At 46.1% G+C, this 17,691-nt stretch carries 17 protein-coding genes; 8 read left to right on the top strand and 9 right to left on the bottom strand.

What is annotated here, in order from left to right; translation table 11 throughout:
- The first annotated feature begins 9 nt into the window (after nt 1-9).
- The 5 genes from FHS56_RS08865 (at nt 10) to FHS56_RS08885 (ending at nt 3,186) form a co-directional block, all read left to right on the top strand.
- A complete protein-coding gene (locus tag FHS56_RS08865; RefSeq protein ID WP_166919839.1) occupies nt 10-573 on the top strand; it encodes a CvpA family protein in 564 nt (187 codons plus the stop codon).
- Nucleotides 557-1,138 carry an anthranilate synthase component II gene (locus FHS56_RS08870; RefSeq protein ID WP_166919841.1) on the top strand — a complete coding sequence of 194 codons (582 nt, stop codon included), beginning with the start codon at nt 557-559 and terminating at the stop codon, nt 1,136-1,138. The genes FHS56_RS08865 and FHS56_RS08870 overlap by 17 nt, the downstream gene beginning before the upstream one ends.
- A 95-nt stretch (nt 1,139-1,233) precedes the next feature.
- Complete coding sequence (locus FHS56_RS08875) at nt 1,234-2,019, top strand: alpha/beta fold hydrolase (RefSeq protein ID WP_166919843.1); 786 nt, start codon at nt 1,234-1,236, stop codon at nt 2,017-2,019.
- Complete coding sequence (locus tag FHS56_RS08880) at nt 2,009-2,677, top strand: CBS domain-containing protein (RefSeq protein WP_166919845.1); 669 nt, start codon at nt 2,009-2,011, stop codon at nt 2,675-2,677. Before FHS56_RS08875 ends, FHS56_RS08880 begins: the two co-directional genes overlap by 11 nt.
- 125 nt (nt 2,678-2,802) lie before the next feature.
- On the top strand, nt 2,803-3,186 hold the full coding sequence (locus FHS56_RS08885; protein WP_166919847.1) for a hypothetical protein: 384 nt from the start codon (nt 2,803-2,805) through the stop codon (nt 3,184-3,186).
- Between the two features lie 15 nt (nt 3,187-3,201).
- Here FHS56_RS08885 and FHS56_RS08890 read toward each other — a convergent pair whose 3' ends face one another.
- On the bottom strand, nt 3,202-6,576 hold the full coding sequence (locus FHS56_RS08890; RefSeq protein ID WP_166919849.1) for a lamin tail domain-containing protein: 3,375 nt from the start codon (nt 6,574-6,576) through the stop codon (nt 3,202-3,204).
- A gap of 130 nt (nt 6,577-6,706) precedes the next feature.
- On the opposite strand from FHS56_RS08890, the gene FHS56_RS11995 reads away from it, so the two are divergent.
- On the top strand, nt 6,707-6,838 hold the full coding sequence (locus FHS56_RS11995; RefSeq protein ID WP_262886447.1) for a hypothetical protein: 132 nt from the start codon (nt 6,707-6,709) through the stop codon (nt 6,836-6,838).
- 242 nt (nt 6,839-7,080) lie between these two features.
- Here the strand turns inward: FHS56_RS11995 and FHS56_RS08895 are convergent, their stop codons facing one another.
- Entirely contained in the window at nt 7,081-7,503 is a 423-nt protein-coding gene (locus FHS56_RS08895; protein ID WP_166919851.1) for a response regulator, read from the bottom strand.
- Nucleotides 7,504-7,601: 98 nt separating this feature from the next.
- Nucleotides 7,602-9,167, bottom strand: a complete 1,566-nt coding sequence (gene amaB, locus FHS56_RS08900) for an L-piperidine-6-carboxylate dehydrogenase (RefSeq protein ID WP_243844192.1) — start codon at nt 9,165-9,167, stop codon at nt 7,602-7,604.
- Between the two features lie 187 nt (nt 9,168-9,354).
- Between amaB and FHS56_RS08905 the strand changes: the two genes are divergently transcribed.
- Both FHS56_RS08905 and FHS56_RS08910 read left to right on the top strand, forming a co-directional pair.
- Nucleotides 9,355-10,149, top strand: a complete 795-nt coding sequence (locus FHS56_RS08905; RefSeq protein ID WP_166919853.1) for a rhomboid family intramembrane serine protease — start codon at nt 9,355-9,357, stop codon at nt 10,147-10,149.
- A gap of 45 nt (nt 10,150-10,194) precedes the next feature.
- On the top strand, nt 10,195-11,103 hold the full coding sequence (locus FHS56_RS08910) for a rhomboid family intramembrane serine protease (protein WP_166919855.1): 909 nt from the start codon (nt 10,195-10,197) through the stop codon (nt 11,101-11,103).
- 3 nt (nt 11,104-11,106) lie between these two features.
- Here the strand turns inward: FHS56_RS08910 and FHS56_RS08915 are convergent, their stop codons facing one another.
- The 6 genes from FHS56_RS08915 to FHS56_RS08940 all read right to left on the bottom strand — a co-directional run bounded on the left by FHS56_RS08915 (nt 11,107) and on the right by FHS56_RS08940 (nt 17,691).
- On the bottom strand, nt 11,107-11,925 hold the full coding sequence (locus tag FHS56_RS08915) for a universal stress protein (RefSeq protein ID WP_166919857.1): 819 nt from the start codon (nt 11,923-11,925) through the stop codon (nt 11,107-11,109).
- The gene (hisF, locus tag FHS56_RS08920; protein WP_166919859.1) at nt 11,922-12,695 is read right to left on the bottom strand and encodes an imidazole glycerol phosphate synthase subunit HisF; all 774 of its coding nucleotides are present in this window, start codon (nt 12,693-12,695) and stop codon (nt 11,922-11,924) included. The genes FHS56_RS08915 and hisF overlap by 4 nt, the downstream gene beginning before the upstream one ends.
- Nucleotides 12,685-13,416 (bottom strand): 1-(5-phosphoribosyl)-5-[(5-phosphoribosylamino)methylideneamino]imidazole-4-carboxamide isomerase, encoded by a 732-nt coding sequence (gene hisA / locus FHS56_RS08925; RefSeq protein WP_166919861.1) that lies wholly within the window; start codon nt 13,414-13,416, stop codon nt 12,685-12,687. Before hisA ends, hisF begins: the two co-directional genes overlap by 11 nt.
- 316 nt (nt 13,417-13,732) lie before the next feature.
- Nucleotides 13,733-13,918 carry a histone H1 gene (locus FHS56_RS08930; protein ID WP_166919863.1) on the bottom strand — a complete coding sequence of 62 codons (186 nt, stop codon included), beginning with the start codon at nt 13,916-13,918 and terminating at the stop codon, nt 13,733-13,735.
- A gap of 132 nt (nt 13,919-14,050) precedes the next feature.
- Nucleotides 14,051-15,319 (bottom strand): aminotransferase class I/II-fold pyridoxal phosphate-dependent enzyme, encoded by a 1,269-nt coding sequence (locus tag FHS56_RS08935; protein ID WP_166919865.1) that lies wholly within the window; start codon nt 15,317-15,319, stop codon nt 14,051-14,053.
- A 281-nt stretch (nt 15,320-15,600) separates the two neighbouring features.
- Nucleotides 15,601-17,691, bottom strand: a complete 2,091-nt coding sequence (locus tag FHS56_RS08940) for a tetratricopeptide repeat protein (protein ID WP_166919867.1) — start codon at nt 17,689-17,691, stop codon at nt 15,601-15,603.

Raw genomic sequence — 17,691 nt, forward strand, 5'->3', positions numbered from 1 at the left:
CCCAACGCTATGAACCTACTGGATTTATTCATAGTACTGCCTATTCTCTGGGGCGCACACAAAGGATACCAAAAGGGCTTTTTGCTTTCGCTCATCAACTTTTTGGCATTCTTTGTAGCCCTGCTGTTGTCGTTCAAGTTTTTTCATATTACCCTTCAGGTGCTTGCCAATTTCGTAAATGTATCGGACAGCACCATGCCCTATCTTGCTTTTTTCATCACCTTTGGGTTGATGCTTTATGGCATCCTGCAGATGGGCAAGCGTCTGAAAAGCACCATAAACGATACACTGCTCGGAAGTTTCGACAACTTACTGGGGGCTGTGTTGGGAGGGCTAAAATATGCGCTTTTCGTGAGTGCCTTCCTGTGGCTTTTCGGCACCCTTAAAACCTTTCAAGACAATACTTTGGAAGAAAGCCTTTTCTATTCCGTAGTTTCACCTCTTGCGCCTTATGTTGTAGAACACAGCTCCGAATGGATTAGTAAAGGAAAGGGCATCATCGAAGAGTCGAAGGAGATTATCCAAGAGTCGAAAGAAAATAAGGAAAACGTTCAGCGTGATACTTATTATTGACAATTACGACTCCTTTACATACAACTTGGTAGATTATTTCGCTCGCTTGGGGGTAAATTGCCATGTGGTGCGCAATGATGTGCCGCCTTATGAGTATCTCTCACGCCCCTTCCAAGGAGTAGTGTTGTCGCCGGGTCCGGGCGTACCCAGCCGGGCGGGCTATCTCATGGAAGTCATTGCACAGCTCTACCAGCACTACCCCTTGTTAGGTATATGCTTAGGGCACCAAGCCTTGGCTGAATTTTTTGGAGGAACTCTTACCCATGCTCATTGCCCCATGCACGGCAAAACGAGCCTTATTTCACACCAAGCATCGGATTTGTTTGAAAATCTGCCACAGCCACTTTCCGTAGTGCGCTATCACTCATGGGTGGTGCAAACACTGCCGCCAATACTTTTGCCTACTGCCTATACTGCCGACCAATACCGGGAACTGATGGCTTTCCGCCATCAAAGCCTGCCTGTTTTCGGTGTGCAATTCCACCCCGAGGCAGCCCTCACACAAGAGGGTCTGAAACTATTGAATAATTGGTTAAAACATACAGGCATCACAAAAGCTTACTAACTGAACAGGAAATTTATTGCCAATTCGTGTTTATATTATGAGATAGTTACTATTTTTAAGGCGGATAGCACAGAACTTTGAAACCAATCATAGCCATGGAATTACAAGTGAAGAAACAAGGAAAGTACACATACATAGACGAGGGACAAGGTGAAGTGATGTTGTTGCTGCACGGGCTTTTCGGTGCGCTCAGCAACTGGAAAGACGTCGTGAACGCTTTCTCTGACCGCTACCGTGTAGTCATTCCTATGATGCCTATTTATGAGCTTTCACCCCACAAAGCAGGCATCGACTCACTAACAAAGTTCATTGCCGATTTTATCGAAGATTTCGACTTGCATGACTTAACTCTGCTGGGCAATTCTTTGGGCGGTCATATCGCACTCAACTACACTTTGCATTATCCTGAGCGAGTCAAGCGCCTAGTGCTCACCGGCAGCTCCGGACTTTTTGAAAACACCATGGGTGGCTCTTATCCCAAACGGGGCTCTTACGATTACATCAAAGAGCGGGTAGAGTACACTTTCTATGACCCTGCCACCGCCACCCCCGAGCTGGTGGAAGAGGTGTTCAACGTAACCCGCAGCATTCCCAAGTGTATGAATATTGTAGCCATTGCCAAGTCGGCACAACGTCATAATATGGCAAAAGACTTGCCCAATATTAAGGTGCCCACCCTTTTGATTTGGGGTTTGAATGACACTATCACGCCTCCCCATGTGGCGCATGATTTTGCACGGCTTTTACCCAATGCCGAGTTAAAGTTTATAGATAAGTGTTGTCATGCACCCATGATGGAGCGCCCCGAAAAGTTTAATTCTATTTTAGAACAGTTTTTGCAAAAGACTAAAGAAACAGCACTTAGATTACATGATAGTTGAAAGCCTTTTACATATTGCCACACCACATGCAAAGCTACAGGACAGCCCGCAGGCAGCTCTCCGGCTGATGGATGAGCTGAAAATGGAGCAATTACCTGTAGTAGATAGCAACGGGCAGTATGTGGGCATGCTCACCCGAAAAATCATTGAGCAGGCAGCTGACAGCAGCAGCATAGAAAGCTTGCCCTTGCTGCCGCCGCAAGATACTTCGGTCTATAGCTCCCAGCATTTCTATAATGTGTTGCGGCAAGCCAACAATTACGACCTGCAGTGGATAGCCGTAATAGATGAAGAAGAAAAACTCATAGGGCTTGTACGCGTACAAGACGCCATCAAGCAGTTTGTGAGCTCCTATGCCATGCAAGAAAAGGGTGCCATTATCTTGTTGTCAATGCCGGCACGCGACTACTCACTTTCTCACATCAGCCGATTGGTGGAAGAAAACAATGCCAAAATCATCAGCGTAAATGTGGGAGTAGATGAAAAAGACCCTCAGCAATTGCTGCTAACCATAAAAATAGACAAGCCCGATGTCAGCCGCATAGTAGCCACCCTCGAACGTTTTAATTACCATGTAGTGGCTACATTTCACTCTACTGAACTGGAGCAAATTGACCGTTCCCGTCTTGAGCTGCTTCTGCGTTATTTAGATATTTAGTGCTAACTTTTGCGCAGCAAGTGATAACAAATCATACAGGCTGTAAGTTATAGCTACTAAATCTTTCATTTTCAAAAGGAAATAGTTAATTTTGATTCAGCTGAACTGAGCTCATTTACACATGCATGCGGCGATATAGATACTACATATGGTTTCTGCTTCTGTTGTTTTTGATGCACCCTGTTACCACAGAGGGGCAATCTTTGATATTGACAGGAAATGAGGTCTTGATGCAGGACGAGCTGAGTTTTCCACAAGACAGCACCCGTGTTCAGATAAACCCCAAAACCAAGCTCAACAAAAAAAACAAACAGGCAGGACAGCAGTTTTCCCCTTCCACTTTGGATGTGCCTGCCAATGTGGGCAACGAGAAAAAATCACCTTCTCAACAGACAAAGCCCGAAAAGCCGGTATCGGTTTATCCGCCCACCATTTCGGTACGCACTTTTCTCTTACTTAGCTACCTGATTGGCTGGTTTGTGCTCACTCTATGGCACCTACTTGCTTAGTCTGCACTTGATACCTCAGCGACGGTTCACTACTACTGTTTCTTTGTAGCGTTTTTGTTGTCCTGAAAGGTCAAATACCTCAAACACGACGATATAATAGCCATTTCTAACCCCCTGACGCTCATCGTTCTCGCCGTACCACAAGAAACTGCCTTCGGTGCTCAGCAGCTGATTCGACACCAAACGGCGTACCAAGCGTCCTTGGGCATCATAAATCGTTACGTTTGCCACGTAGCCATTTTGAGCAAAAGCGTAACGTATCTCCACAAAGTCTTGAATCCCGTCTTCATCGGGCGTAACCATCGGGCTACTTAGGCGAATACCACCGCTAATGCTTCCTCCTTCGAGATGTTGAGAGTTGGGCTGTGCCGGGGTGGCATAACCTACCGTGGAAGCCGCCGAGAACCAGTTGGAACGCTCGTTGGTAGGTGCATCGAAGCGAATACGTTCCAACGACACTCCATTTTTATCATTCAGTAGAGCAAAGTGGTAATCTTCCGAATAGTCGAAGCGCTCCCAAACTCTTCCCGCCGGATTCAGAAGCAGCACGGTGCCCTTGTCGTCGTTGTAGCCGGGCATAGAACTCACTTCGGCAAATCGTTTGCCTTTCGAGGCGGGATAGTTTTGTTGTATGTTTTCCACGTTATCTGTCACAGCAATGTATTCGCCCGGTGCCAATATCAAAGGCTCTGAGGCAATAACTCTGGCGTTGTTTATAGCATCGTTGTAAAAGCGGGCAATTTTCCAGTTTTGAAGGTTAATGTATTTTTCCGAACGGTTGTACAGCTCCACAAAATCGCTTCCACCGACACGCGGGTTGAACAATACTTCATTGAGTATAACATCCCCGGAGTCGGCAGCTTCTACCAAGCCGAAAGTAAAAGGTTTGCTATCAATCAAATTACCGGCGCAGTCTGTTGCACCCCTAAAACGTATGGTATAAGCCTGCCTTGCTTGCAGTGTTTCGTTCAGTACCACCTTCACGCGCTTGTAGAAAGGAGGTTGGGGCAAGACAGAGGCAACTGCCACCGGTGGTTCTATAGTTATAGAAGCGTTGAGCAAGGCGGTAGCATCCATGGGCTCCGAAAAAAGCAGCTCTACGGTGTCGGCATACAAAGCATATGCTTGCACTATGGCAGGGGGCGTGTTGTCGGGGCGGCTATCGCTAACAGAGTTCACAGCGCCGGGGGTGCCACCTGCAGCCGCTTCCGATGCTCGCCAGTTGTTGCCCTCACCACAAGGGTTGTGTATGTCTATCATTTCCAAAGACCAGCCACCTTCTTTTTTAGTAACATCTCCATACCATTTATCGCTGTATTTCACAGCAAAAATCACCTCGCCCGAAGCATTGAGCAAAAGAAGCAACTCGCCAGTATTATTCAAGGAAGGGAAAGAAGTAACGGCAATGGCGCGCCCGTAAGCAGACAATTCCGAAACAGCCGATGAAGAGCACAAAATGACATACTCGCCCGGGTAAACATTCACCGGAGGCAAGTTTGCCGAAGAAGTGGCGTCTTTGAGCACACATCCGCTTAATGTCAAAAGTTCCGAAGTGCGGTTATGGATTTCCAAATACTCATATTCGGGCAAAGCCACCGCGGGTGTAGGGTCTGCCATGATTTCGGTTATCAGCAGCTCAAATCGCCCCGGCGCTCTACCTACCCCCACAGTGTAGGTTACTGGAGACAAAGCGTTGCCACTACAGTCTGTCAGGTTTTGAAGGGTCAGTGTGTAAAGCTGTCCGGCAGTCAAAGGTGTATCCAAATTTAAAAGAACCCCCGTTTCACTGTTTAGCTGCACAGCACTGACTCCAACGCCGCCATTTAAGCTATAGTTTGCCGTATTTGCCAAGGCAGCCACCTCCATAGGTTCCGAAAAAGAGAGCAACAGCGCGCTGCTGCCCGATGGTTGAATGTTGCGGACAGTCGGTGGCGTGGTGTCGGGCGAAGGGTCATAGACGGAGTTTTGGAAACCGGGGGTGCCGCCCAAGCTATTGACCGAGGCGCGCCAGTTGTGTGGTCCTGCACCACAGGGCAAATAAGGATTGATGCGCTCTAACGACCAACCGCCATCGTCTTTCCGGGGGTCGGCATACCAAGCGTCTGTATAGGATACGGCATCTATCACCACACCGCCGGCATCTTGCAGGGTTACCGTTTCACCGGTATTGGTAAGCGCATCGAAGGAGGTCATGCCAATGACATTCGACACGCCAAAAGAAGCGGCACTGGCAGCAGGCGTCAATAAAACATACTGCCCTCTCTTTAATATGTAGGCAGAAGTAGTTATCACTTTTCCATTGAGTGAGTAGTTTTGCAAATTTATGTTCTTATTGCTGCGGTTATACAGCTCTACATATTCGGCATTGGGCAAGCCGACTACGGGCGTGGGGTCTGCCATGATTTCGTTGATTACGATGTCGCCGGGGGCTGCCGTACTCAAGGCTATGTATTCAAAGGAGCGCACCACAGGCGTGGTAATGGTGTTGTTCAACAGGTCTTGTACGCCCGATATAGTGATTTGATACTGCTGCCCGTCTTGAAAGCTGTTAGTAAAAGAAAGGGTTAGCTTGTTGGGCATGGCGTTGTTAAGGGTAGCGGTCGCTGGTGTGCCTATGCCGTTGTTTATGCTGTAATTGTTTACATTTTCTGCCGAAGTTTGCTCCATAGCTTCATCGAAAATCACTTCTAAGGTATTGTCATTCGGCGTATTTATCTGTGTTACTTGCGGCGGCTGATTGTCCACATATACATGAAAATCGTCGAAATAATACAAAGTGGCGCGACTCGCAGTGCTATAATTACAATACACGCCAAAGTAAGCTGTTGAGCTGTAGGTATTGTCCAGCACCTCCCCTTCTTTCTGGTAGGCAAAGCCACCCGTTGGGTCTGCCCAAATGGTCCACTTACCAGAATTGTTGCGTGTTACTTTAATACGTACCTTGACGTTGCTACTGAAGGCAGTACTGCCGCTCAGTATTTCAGTGGTGTTTGTTCCACTTTGGCGGTACAGTTTAATGTAATCGTCTCCAGTTTGCCCTATCTGAATGAAGTAACCATTCAGGGCGCCCTCTAAATTGGCTTGGTTGCTTGCCAAATAAATACGCACGAAGTTCGTCGCTGAGGGGGCGAACTTTAAGTCTATTAGAAAGGACCAAACCGTATTGTCCATGACAGAAGAGGGGGTACTTAGGTGCAAAATATCGCTACTTGCGGTGCCTGCGCTACGCAGCTGCCCGTTATCTACTACAAAAAGAGTAACATCACCGGTCCATGTAGGGTTGTTTGTGAAGTCCCCATCTGAGAAGTCGTCTTGAAACTGTGCCTTGATATGAGAAAAGCACAAGAATGTAAGAACAACAGAAAGCAAGGTTTTTCCCAGAAAGTTCATAGCGCTGCAATTATCAACATTTAAATTTACACACTTTTCAATAGATTGTAAAATCTCGATGCTGGGAACAGCTATTTCTTGAAGCAGTGGAAAAATTTACTGATTCCCCTATTATTTGGCATCCGACTGGATGGCTATTTTATTTTTTTACGACGACATGCCCAATGTGCTGTTGGAAGCAGCAATGCCGCGAGGTCCTGCTATAGGCAGCCGGGTAGTTGTGGGATTTGTGAAAGTACCGCAGCACCGGCTTGCTTTTTGAAGCCATCGACCAATCTCTTTGAGCATTTGCATATGCTCTTGTAGATGCCTTCTGAGCAGCGCGAAGCCATCGGGCAAGCTGCTTTCGACATTGTGCAAACAGGCTTCAAAACACAGCACGAGAGGCGGCACGGTATGCAAAGGTTTTCAATACTGCTTATCTGGCAAATCGACAGTGCAATAAAAAAGCGGGACTGCCTTTCAGAGGGCAGTCCCGCGACTATTGATTAAGCATGATTCTCTTTAAACATCTAATTTTTTCAAGCTTTCAGGCGTCAACGGCTTGTTCAGATATTTTTTCACCGACTTGTAGCGCTTAGAGCGGCTTACGTCTTGGGGGTTAATAGACGAGGTGAGCATCACTATTTTGCAATGCTCTTTTGTTTTTTCGGAGAGCCCCTCAAACTCATCCAAAAACTGAAAACCATCCATCAAGGGCATATCTATGTCAAGGAAAATAAGCTCAGGCAGAACGGCATCGCCAGCAATGTCGGCAACTTTCTCCATGTTGCGCAAAAATTCAATGGCGCTTTTGCCACCGGTGTGCGTAAAGATGCGCTCACAGATACCTGCCGACTCTATTATCTTTTGATTGATGAGATTGTCTATCTCATTATCATCAATAAGCATGATGGTTTTATATTTCTTTTCTACAACTTCTGCCATAGTTTATTGCTTTCTAAGAATTGAACGTTCAAGGGACAATTTAAAAAATATGAAACACTAAAAAAACTACACGTTATTTTTATATTCATTTTTCACTGCTACACATCAAATTTAATACCTTGCGCCAATGGCAGAGCTGTGCCGTAGTTGATGGTATTGGTTTGGCGGCGCATGTAGAACTTCCATGCATCGGAGCCAGACTCACGCCCGCCACCAGTTTCTTTTTCACCGCCGAAGGCTCCTCCTATTTCAGCCCCCGACGTTCCGATATTCACATTGGCAATACCGCAATCGGAACCGGCTGCCGACAGGAACAATTCTGCTTCGCGAAGGTTTTGGGTGAAGATAGCAGACGAAAGCCCCTGCTTCACACTGTTTTGTATTTCGATGGCTTCTTCTACCTCGCCTTTGTATCGGATGAGGTAAAGAATGGGTGCAAAGGTTTCTTCCTGCACAGTGGCAAAGTGGTTTTCTGCCTCCACAATGGCAGGTTTCACGTAGTGCCCGTTGCCGTAGGCTTCGCCTTTGAGCACCTCGCCGCCGTAAATAAGCTTTCCCCCCTCTTTTTGTACGCTTTCAAGCGCTTTCACGAAAGTATCTACAGCTTGCTTGTCGATAAGGGGACCTACCAAAACGGAGGGGTCTAAGGGGTTGCCTATAGGCAAACGTTCGTAAATTTCTATCAATCGTTCTTTCACTTCCTCATATACCGAATCGTGTACAATCAAGCGGCGGGTAGTAGTACAACGTTGCCCACAGGTGCCCACAGCGCCAAAGACAGTAGCACGCACCGCCATCTCTATATTGGCATTGGGGGTAATGATGATAGCATTGTTACCGCCCAGCTCCAACAAGGATTTGCCCAAGCGTGCAGCTACAACCTGTGCCACTTGTTTGCCCATACGAGTAGAGCCTGTCGCTGAAATCAATGGAATACGCGGGTCTTCTGCCATCCATTTGCCTACTTCGGCATCGCCAATTACAAGGTTGAAAATACCTTCTGGCAGATTGTTTTCTTTCAATACTTCCGATACAATGTGCTGGCAAGCAATAGCTGTCAGAGGCGTTTTTTCTGAAGGCTTCCAGATACACACATCGCCGCAAACGGCAGCTATCATGGCGTTCCACGACCACACGGCTACGGGGAAGTTGAATGCTGAGATGATGCCCACCAATCCCAAGGGATGATATTGCTCGTACATGCGGTGGTCGGGGCGCTCAGAGTGCATGGTAAAGCCATAGAGCTGCCGCGACAAACCAGTGGCAAAGTCGCAAATATCAATCATCTCTTGCACTTCGCCCAAGCCTTCCTGGTATATCTTGCCCATCTCAAAGGTAACGAGCTTGCCAAGAGCATCTTTGTAGAAGCGCAAGCGCTCGCCTATTTGGCGCACGATTTCACCGCGCTTAGGTGCCGGCACTTTACGCCACACTTTGAATGCCTCTTGCGCTTTGCGAATCACCTCTTCGTAGTCTTCTCGCGTGGCTGTTTGTACGGTAGCTATGTATTCTCCGTTGATTGGCGTATATACCTTAATTTCTTTTTTGCCCTCTTGGATTTTTCCCCACTGCTGCCCGGTGCTGTAAGCGGGGTTTAAAGGGCGAATCCCCAACTGCTTCAATATCGATTCCATCTCTTGGGTCAGAGGTGCTGTTATATTCATGGTCTTGTGTTTTTTTAAGTAGTCTTTGAACGATATGAATGATAGCAAAAGTACAAAAAACTTACAATTTCAACCTTTTAAAGTTCAAGTAGATTGGTGTAAAAAATGCCAATCTGCTTCATTGAAGCATTCGCTACAAAAATGTTATTTTTGAGTGGAGTATCAAATCAACTTATATAGAACCGTTATGCTAAACCGCCTTCCTCCCATCACCATGGCGCTGCTGATAAGCAACGTGCTTATGTTTTTTGTGTATCAATACACCCCTTTGGGTAATAGCAGACTGTTGGAGTTGTATGCTTTTCAATCGCCTCTGTTCCGTCCCCATCAGTTGTTTACTTACATGTTTCTGCATGCCAATTTCTGGCATTTATTTAGCAACATGTTCGGTTTATATGTGTTTGGGGCTTTGCTTGAACATGTTTTGGGCGACAAACGCTATTTGATTCTTTATCTGGTTTGTGGCATAGGGGCAGGCGTGGCACAAAACGCTGTGCGCTATTGGGAATACCGCAAGCTGCAAAATGATAAAATTGCCTTTTTAAGCGAACCAACGCCTAATCAGTTTCGTGCCTACATAAAAGAGCATGTAGGCGACGAAGAAGACCTCAACCCCGCTTTTGTTGAGTTCATGGAAGAATATGAGCGTAACGCTCAAAATAGCAACTACATAGCCACCGCTAAACAATACGTAAGCCGCATTGCCCAGCAGCAGGTAGATATACCAACGGTCGGAGCATCGGGGGCTATTTTTGGCATCATCATGGCTTTTGCATTGCTTTTTCCCAACTTGCGCATGATGCTGCTGATTCCGCCCATCCCTATCAAAGCCAAATACTTGGCACTACTGTATGCAGGCTTTGAGCTTTACTCACTCATTCAGCAAAACCCAAACGACAATGTAGCGCATTTTGCTCACCTCAGTGGGATGATTTTTGCTTATATACTTGTTAAATACTGGCGTGTGCCACAGTACCATTGAGCAACTTTTCGACTTACTTTTTGTTTAGATAAAAAAGCTACGCTTATGTTTCGCAGTGCAGGCAACTCTTTAAACACCTCCGACGCATTGATAAGACTTATTCTTATCAATGTTGGGGTATTTCTTTTATTGAAAACGGCTTATGTGTTTTTGTGGGCTGCGCAAAGCACCCATATTTATCGTTGGTTGGTTCTGCATCTTACGATGCCTGCCGAAGGCAAGCTGCTTTTGCAGCGCCCCTACACCCTTATCACTTACTTCTTCACACACGAGAGCTTCTGGCATATCCTCTTCAATATGCTCTTCTTATACTGGTTTGGGCGTATTCTGCAAGAGTTTTTGGGGAATCAGCGCTTGGTGGCACTGTACATACTTGGTGGCTTAGCCGGTGGGCTTCTGTATTTCTTTCTTTATAATGTGTTGCCTCCGCTTCAATTTATTCGCCCTGTGACCATGCTTTTGGGCGCCTCGGCAAGTGTATATGCTATTGTGGTGGGGGCTGCCACCCTGCGCCCATCTTATACGGTGCATCTGCTGCTGTTTGGACCAGTACAAATACGATGGATTGCGATTTTCTTCGTTTTGTTGTCGTTTATAGAAATAGGCAGCGCCAATACAGGCGGCAACTTCGCACATCTGGGAGGCAGCTTTATGGGGTATCTCTATATAAAGATGCTGCAGAGAGGTACCGACTTGGGGGGATGGATAAATTTTATTCTGGATAAAATTGGCGGTTTATTTCACCCCAAACCACGTCTGAAAGTACATCACCCCCCCTTGGAAAAAGTGCGTACCCATAATGCTATCCGTAGAAGCACCAACAAAAGCCAAGAAGCGAGCAGCAGCCTGCAAGACGAAATAGACCGTATTTTAGACAAAATAAGTGAACAAGGCTATGAAAGCCTTACTCCGGAAGAAAAGCAAAAACTGTGGGATGCCAGTCGCAACCTGTAATATTCAGGCTTTCACAACCCACAGAGGCAGCTTTGCCATATAAATCAAGTCTTCTATTTTGCTGTGGTAAAACAAAGACTTCCAGAAAGAACGGCGATAATAAGACAAAGCCAACAACGCATGCTCATAGGGCTGCATGTAGTTGAGCATGGCAGATACGACGTCATCATGGCATAGGTGCTCAAAAATCACCCGTTCATCTCCTAACCGTTCTTTTACAAAGCTCTGGAAGCCACGGAAAAGCAGTTGTTTTTCAAAATCATCTTTTTCATCCACATGCAACACATGCATCTGCGCTTGATGTATTTGCGCCAGTTGGGCTAAATCACACACAATATTCACATCTTTCGGGCGGTAGGCAGTAGCATAGAATATGTGTTCGGGGCGTTGAATAGAAACGCCCTCGGGGATAGCCAAAAAAGAACACTCTGCCAGTTCCATCAATTCGGCGGCGGTACTGCCCAAAAGGCGATTTTCAAGGCTGCGGTTGCCTTGGGTGCCTGTTACTATGCATTGTGCTTGCGTGGCTTCGGCTGCCTCTAAGATACTTTCGGTTATTTTACCGGGTATTACCAAAGCGCGTGTCTTTATGGAAGCTGCTATATTCACCCGCCGACACAACTCCTCTATAGCCTTATGACCTTTTTCTTCTTCTATACGAAAGCGTTCTGCCAAGCGCAGGGCAAAATCGTAAGGTGGCTCAAATACGTGCACGATTGCCACCTCTTGTAGTGAATGCCCAAAAAGCTTCAGCGCAAAGCGAAGGGCGCATTCTGAGTGAGCAGAGAAGTCGGTAGCAAATAAAATGCGTTCTATGTTCATAGTTTTAGGGGGTTATGAATACGTACGGGGATACCTGCTTCGTACAGATATTTTTTCAATGCCGGAATACTTATTTCTCCAAAATGGAAAACACTCGCTGCCAAAGCTGCATCTGCTTTTGCCTGTTGGAATACCTCCAGAAAATGCTCCTGATTACCTGCTCCACCGGAAGCAATTACAGGAATTTTCACGGCTTCGGCAATGAGCTTGGTCACTCGCAAATCGAAGCCCTCTTTGGTGCCATCGGCATCCATGGAAGTCAGCAGTATTTCTCCTGCCCCCAAAGCTTCTACTTGTTTTGCCCATTCGAGTGTAAGCAGCTCTGTTGCCTTACGCCCTCCGTGTGTATGCACCATATCTTTGCCCCCCACTTGACGCGTATCGATAGCCACTACTACACACTGCGAACCAAATTCCTTGGCTAAATCACTGATAAGGCGAGGGTTTTTGACTGCTGCTGAATTGATAGATACTTTATCGGCACCGGCATGCAATAGCGCCGACACGTCTTCCACACTAGCAATGCCCCCACCCACAGTAAAAGGAATATTGATTTGTGCAGCCACACGACGCACCAACTCTACCAGAGTCTTTCGTTTTTCTACAGTAGCAGTAATATCGAGAAAAACCAGCTCATCGGCGCCCTGTTCTGCGTAGGCTTTTGCCAACTGCACGGGGTCTCCGGCATCGCGCAAACTTACAAAGTTTACACCTTTTACCGTGCGTCCGTCTTTAATATCCAAGCAGGGAATGATTCGTTTAGTAAGCATCGTTCTTGATGAGTTTAGCGAGGTCCGACAACTGAATATAACCTTCATAAATGGCTTTGCCAACAATGACACCATACAAGCCAGTGGCTTGTAACTGTTGCAGGTCGCTTAGTGAAGCTACTCCTCCGCTTGCGATGAAACATATATCAGGGCAAGCCTCCTGCAAATGGCGGTAGAAGTCAACATTCACCCCCTGCAAACTACCATCGCGGCTAATATCGGTACATATGGCATAACGGGCTCCGTTTTGTGCATAGAAGTTGAGAAATTCCACAGCAGGGCGGTTGCTCACCTCCTGCCATGCATTTACGGCTATATTTCCATCCTTGATGTCAGCCCCTATGATAAGCTTCTCCGGACCAAAATAACGTAAGTACTCTACGACTGTGGCGGGTTCTTTGACAGCAAGCGAACCGACAGTTACCTGTGCTGCCCCAGCATTGAGTACCTGCTCTATGTCTTCTTTTTTGCGGATGCCGCCACCAAAATCTATTTTCAAAGAGGTATGGGTGGCAATGCGTTTAAGCACTTCCATGTTGGCAGGCTTTCCTTGTTTGGCTCCGTCTAAATCTACCAGATGTAAATGTTTGATACCTGCTGCCTCAAACTGCTTAGCGGCTTCCAGTGGGTCTTCGTAATACTCGGTTTTTTGGTTGTAGTCACCAAAACGAAGGCGTACGCACTTACCTCCAATAAGGTCAATGGCAGGAATAATCTTCATAGCTGATAGTATTGTGATTGAATTGAGTAAATAACCTCTGCAAGCTATGGCTTGCCGTTTAAAAATGCAAAAACGGCAAGGGTTTGTAAATTTTTATGCAATTGCTGGTTACTTTTTTAAGATTTAATGTATGAACCTGTAACAAGCATTCAAAAGCGTGCAAGAAGTAGTTTAACTTTCTGTGGAAAAGAGCCTTCCTTTTTTGAGGAAGGCTCTTTTGTTTTTCTATATGCGCAAATTGTGGCACAAAACAAAGCAAGGAAGGCTGCCCTTGACAACCTTCCTTGCATAAAAAGAGTAGCCCTTATTATAGGAATTAAGCTCCTTTTTTAGAGTTCTTAATATCTTGTACTTCTTTACGGATTTCGTGAGCCAACTCTTTCAATTGCTGCATGGCTTTGCGCAAGCGAGTACCCGCTGCTTGATTGTCTTTTTCATAGAATTTTTTGGCATCTTCTTCGGCAGCCAAAACGATGTTTTTGAGTTCTTCAAACTTCTTCATACGCTTGTTTTTTTAAGTTTTACAATCGAAAATCGTTCAAATCTACACATAAATTTCATTTTTCATAACGAAAGCTGAAATTTATTACGTTTTTCGATAAAGTTGGTTTATGTTTTTTCTGCCTTTTTCCTGTTAAGTATTATAAAGTGCGGGCACTACGGGCAAGTCGTTTTCGTGAGCCCCCTTGTAAGCACCTGCTTTCAGCTTCTTGCCTACTTCCTCAAATGCGCGCAAGGTCTCCTCTACGTCTTCGAGTGTATGGGTGGCTGTGGGTATCAAGCGGAACATAATAACCCCTTTGGGCACCACCGGATAAGCTACTATAGAGCAAAAGATGCCGTAGTTTTCGCGCAAATCAAGCGCCATGCGGGTAGCTTCGTCTTTTCCACCCTGCAAGAAAACAGGCGTTACCGGCGACTGCGTGTTGCCGATATTGAAGCCGCGGTCTTTCAAGCCTGATTGCAAAGCACGTACAATGGTCCACAGCTTTTCACGCAGCTCGGGTTTAGTTTGCAGCAATTCCAAGCGCTTCAGGGCGCCTTCTACTAAAGGCATAGGCAGCGCTTTAGCAAAAATTTGCGAGCGCATGTTGTACTTTAAATACTCAATCACAGGGGTATCGGCAGCTACAAAAGCACCAATAGCAGCCATCGATTTGGCAAAGGTGGCAAAGTAGAGGTCTATACCGTCTTGGCAACCTTGCTCTTCGCCGGTACCGGCACCGGTCGCCCCCATCGCACCAAATCCATGGGCGTCGTCTACCATCAGGCGGAAAGGATATTTTTCTTTCAGCGCTACTATCTCCTTCAATTTACCTTGGGTACCTTCCATGCCAAATACCCCCTCGGTAATGACCAAGATGCCACCGCCGGTTTTTTCTACTATCTTCATGGCGCGCTGCAGTTGCTTTTCCAGCGCTTCTACGTTGTTATGGGGGAAAACAAAGCGTTTTCCCATATGCAAGCGTACACCATCGATGATGCAGGCATGCGACAAGGAGTCATAGACTACCACGTCGCGGCGGTCTAAGATGGCATCAATAGCAGACATGATGCCTTGATATCCGTAATTTAGCAAGAAGGCATCCTCCTTGCCGACAAATTTTGCCAAGCGCCGCTCCAATTCCTCATGTAGGGTGGTGTTGCCAGTCATCATGCGCGAACCCATGGGGTAAGCCAAACCCCACTTGGCAGCCGCTTCGGCATCGGCTTTTCGCACTTCGGGGTGGTTTGCCAAGCCCAAGTAGTTGTTCAGGCTCCAAGTTAGTACGGTTTTACCGTTGAATTGCATGCGGGGCGCTATTTCACCTTCTAACTTGGGAAAGGTGAAGTAACCATGTGCTCGGTCGGAGTGCTGCCCCAGAGGACCTTTATCAGTTTCGATTTTTTTGAATAAATCCACCGCTAAACTACGTTTTGATGGTGAAACATAAAAAAGAAGGTAAGCAAAAACGCTACAGTACTTATTTTTATTGATTTTTACCTTGTAGCCGTTGGTTTTCGGCTCTTTCGAGCCAAAGTCCTATAATCAATGAAACGGTGAGTAGAACAGCAAAAAAGATGATTCCAGTCATAACTTCTTCCTGATTTTTAAATGTATAGCGCTCAAATTTATAGCAATTTCACGAAATAAAAAAAAACATGCTTTTGCTTGGGGGACAGCTCTATGATTCTCACGCTCAATTAACTACAACGAAAAGCAAGCACCAAAACATCATCGGTTTGAGTTTGGTTTCCCTTCCAGGCATCGAAGCGTTCTGCCAAAATACGCTCTTGCTCTTCAAAGGGGAGAGTGTATATTTCTCTGAGTATTTCTTTGAATTGTTTTATTTTAAACTTCTTACGATTGCTTGCGTCGAACTGGTCTATATAGCCGTCTGTATGCAGGTAAAAGACTTGTCCTGAATGCAGCGAAATCACTTGATTTTCAAATACTTTTTCGTTGTATAAGCCTCCTGCCCCTATGGAGTACTTCGAAGGTTGCAGCTCTTCATAACCTTCATCGCTCAGTATGTGCATGCGTTGTTTTGCCAAGCTCACAACAAGGATGTTTTCTGCCGGGTTTATTCTAAGCAGAGCTATATCCATACCGTCTTTTACTTCGGGGTCATGCTTTTGAAGGGTCGTAGTGATGCGATAGTCCAGTTTTGTTAAGATTTCGGCGGGGTCGGTCACATTGTCTTCATACAGAATTTGGTTGAGAAAATTGATGCCCATGACGGTCATGAAGCCGCCGGGCACTCCGTGACCGGTACAGTCGCTTACTGCCAAGTAAATGAAACCATCTTTTTGAGCACACCAGTAGAAGTCGCCGCTTACGATGTCTTTCGGACGCCAAAAGATGGCAGATTCAGGGAAGAGGCTTTTGAATTGAGCCATAGAGGGAAATAGTGCCGCCTGTATGCGCTGAGCATAGCGTATGCTTTCGAGTATTTTGTTATTTGTGGCAGCCAGTTGTTCGTTTTGTAGTTCTATCTCTTCTTTCTGCTCTTTGAGCAAAGCGTTTAGCTTGGTCAGCTCTTGATTTACTTTACGGCGCTGTTCTGCCTGCCGCCAGATAAAAAATGCCATAACTAAGGCTAAAATAGCAACAGCTGCGAATAGCAACACGGCATAACGCTGGCGTTGCATGCGTAGCTCTTTGATAGATAGTTCTTGCTGTGCACGCTCCTTCTCCATTTCTGCTTTTTCCAGCTCATAACGCGCCATGATTTGATTAGCCGCTTCTTGCTGCTCTGCCAGCTGCAATTCATCCTTCAAAGCCACCGCTTTTTTATAGAAATCAAGTGCCAACACCGTTTGTCCCATTTTTTCATACGTGCGGCTCATGGCTTCGTAACATTCCTGTTCTATAAATTTACGCCCCGTTTCTTTTGCCAAAGCCAAGCTTTGTTTTTGCAACTCCAGTGCTTTGGCATAATCGCCGCGATCAAAATACACATAACTCATATTGACCAATGCACCGGCTTCTATACCGTGCAGTTGGTTTTTTTCTACCACTTCGAAGGCTTTTTGAAAATATTTTAAAGCCTCTTGGTATTTCTTGAGCAGGTAGTATTCATAGCCTATGTTAGAGAGTGTGTAGTACATCCCTCGATGATATTCCATCTTCACACAGAGGTCGTAGGCTTTTTTATAGTGCTCTATGGCATTTTCATGCTGTCCATTGTCGGAGTAAGCCACTGCCAAAGAATTTTCCATAGAAGCGAGGTTGGAAATATCTTCGAGGCGACTGCATACCTCCACTCCTCGCTCAAGATACTGTATGCCTTTGGTAAGGTTCTTCATGGTAATGTAAGTTTCCCCCAGCTGCGAGAGCGTCTCACAGGCATAGGCATCTTGCTTATTTTTTTCAAAGATGCGCAAAGCTTTGAGGTACGAGTCAGCTGCCTTCACATAGTCGTAGCGCAGAAAGTACACACGCCCCAAATTCAGGTACAGTATGCCTATGGGGGTATCATCGGCAGGGGGCGCCTTTTTCCACAAGGCTTCAGCTTCTCTAAATGCCCTCAATGCCTCGCTGTAGGCTTCTTTGTTCAGGTGATATTCGCCTTCGTAAAGGTAAGTTTCTGCCAAATTGAAAGTAGAACCTTGTTCAAAAAGCTGAGCTCGCCACTGCTCTATCAAAGCCAGCGTGGTAGTGCCACCCGCCCCCTCTTGAAGGGCTTTTTTTACTTTTTCCCTGTAATCTATTGGATTTACCTGCTGTGCCTTCAAAGAAAAAGAAGGTAAAAAGACAAGAAGGAATAGGGGCAAAACAAATGCTGAACGCAT

The organism is Thermonema lapsum (genome assembly GCF_011761635.1).
GTDB lineage: Bacteria > Bacteroidota > Bacteroidia > Cytophagales > Thermonemataceae > Thermonema > Thermonema lapsum.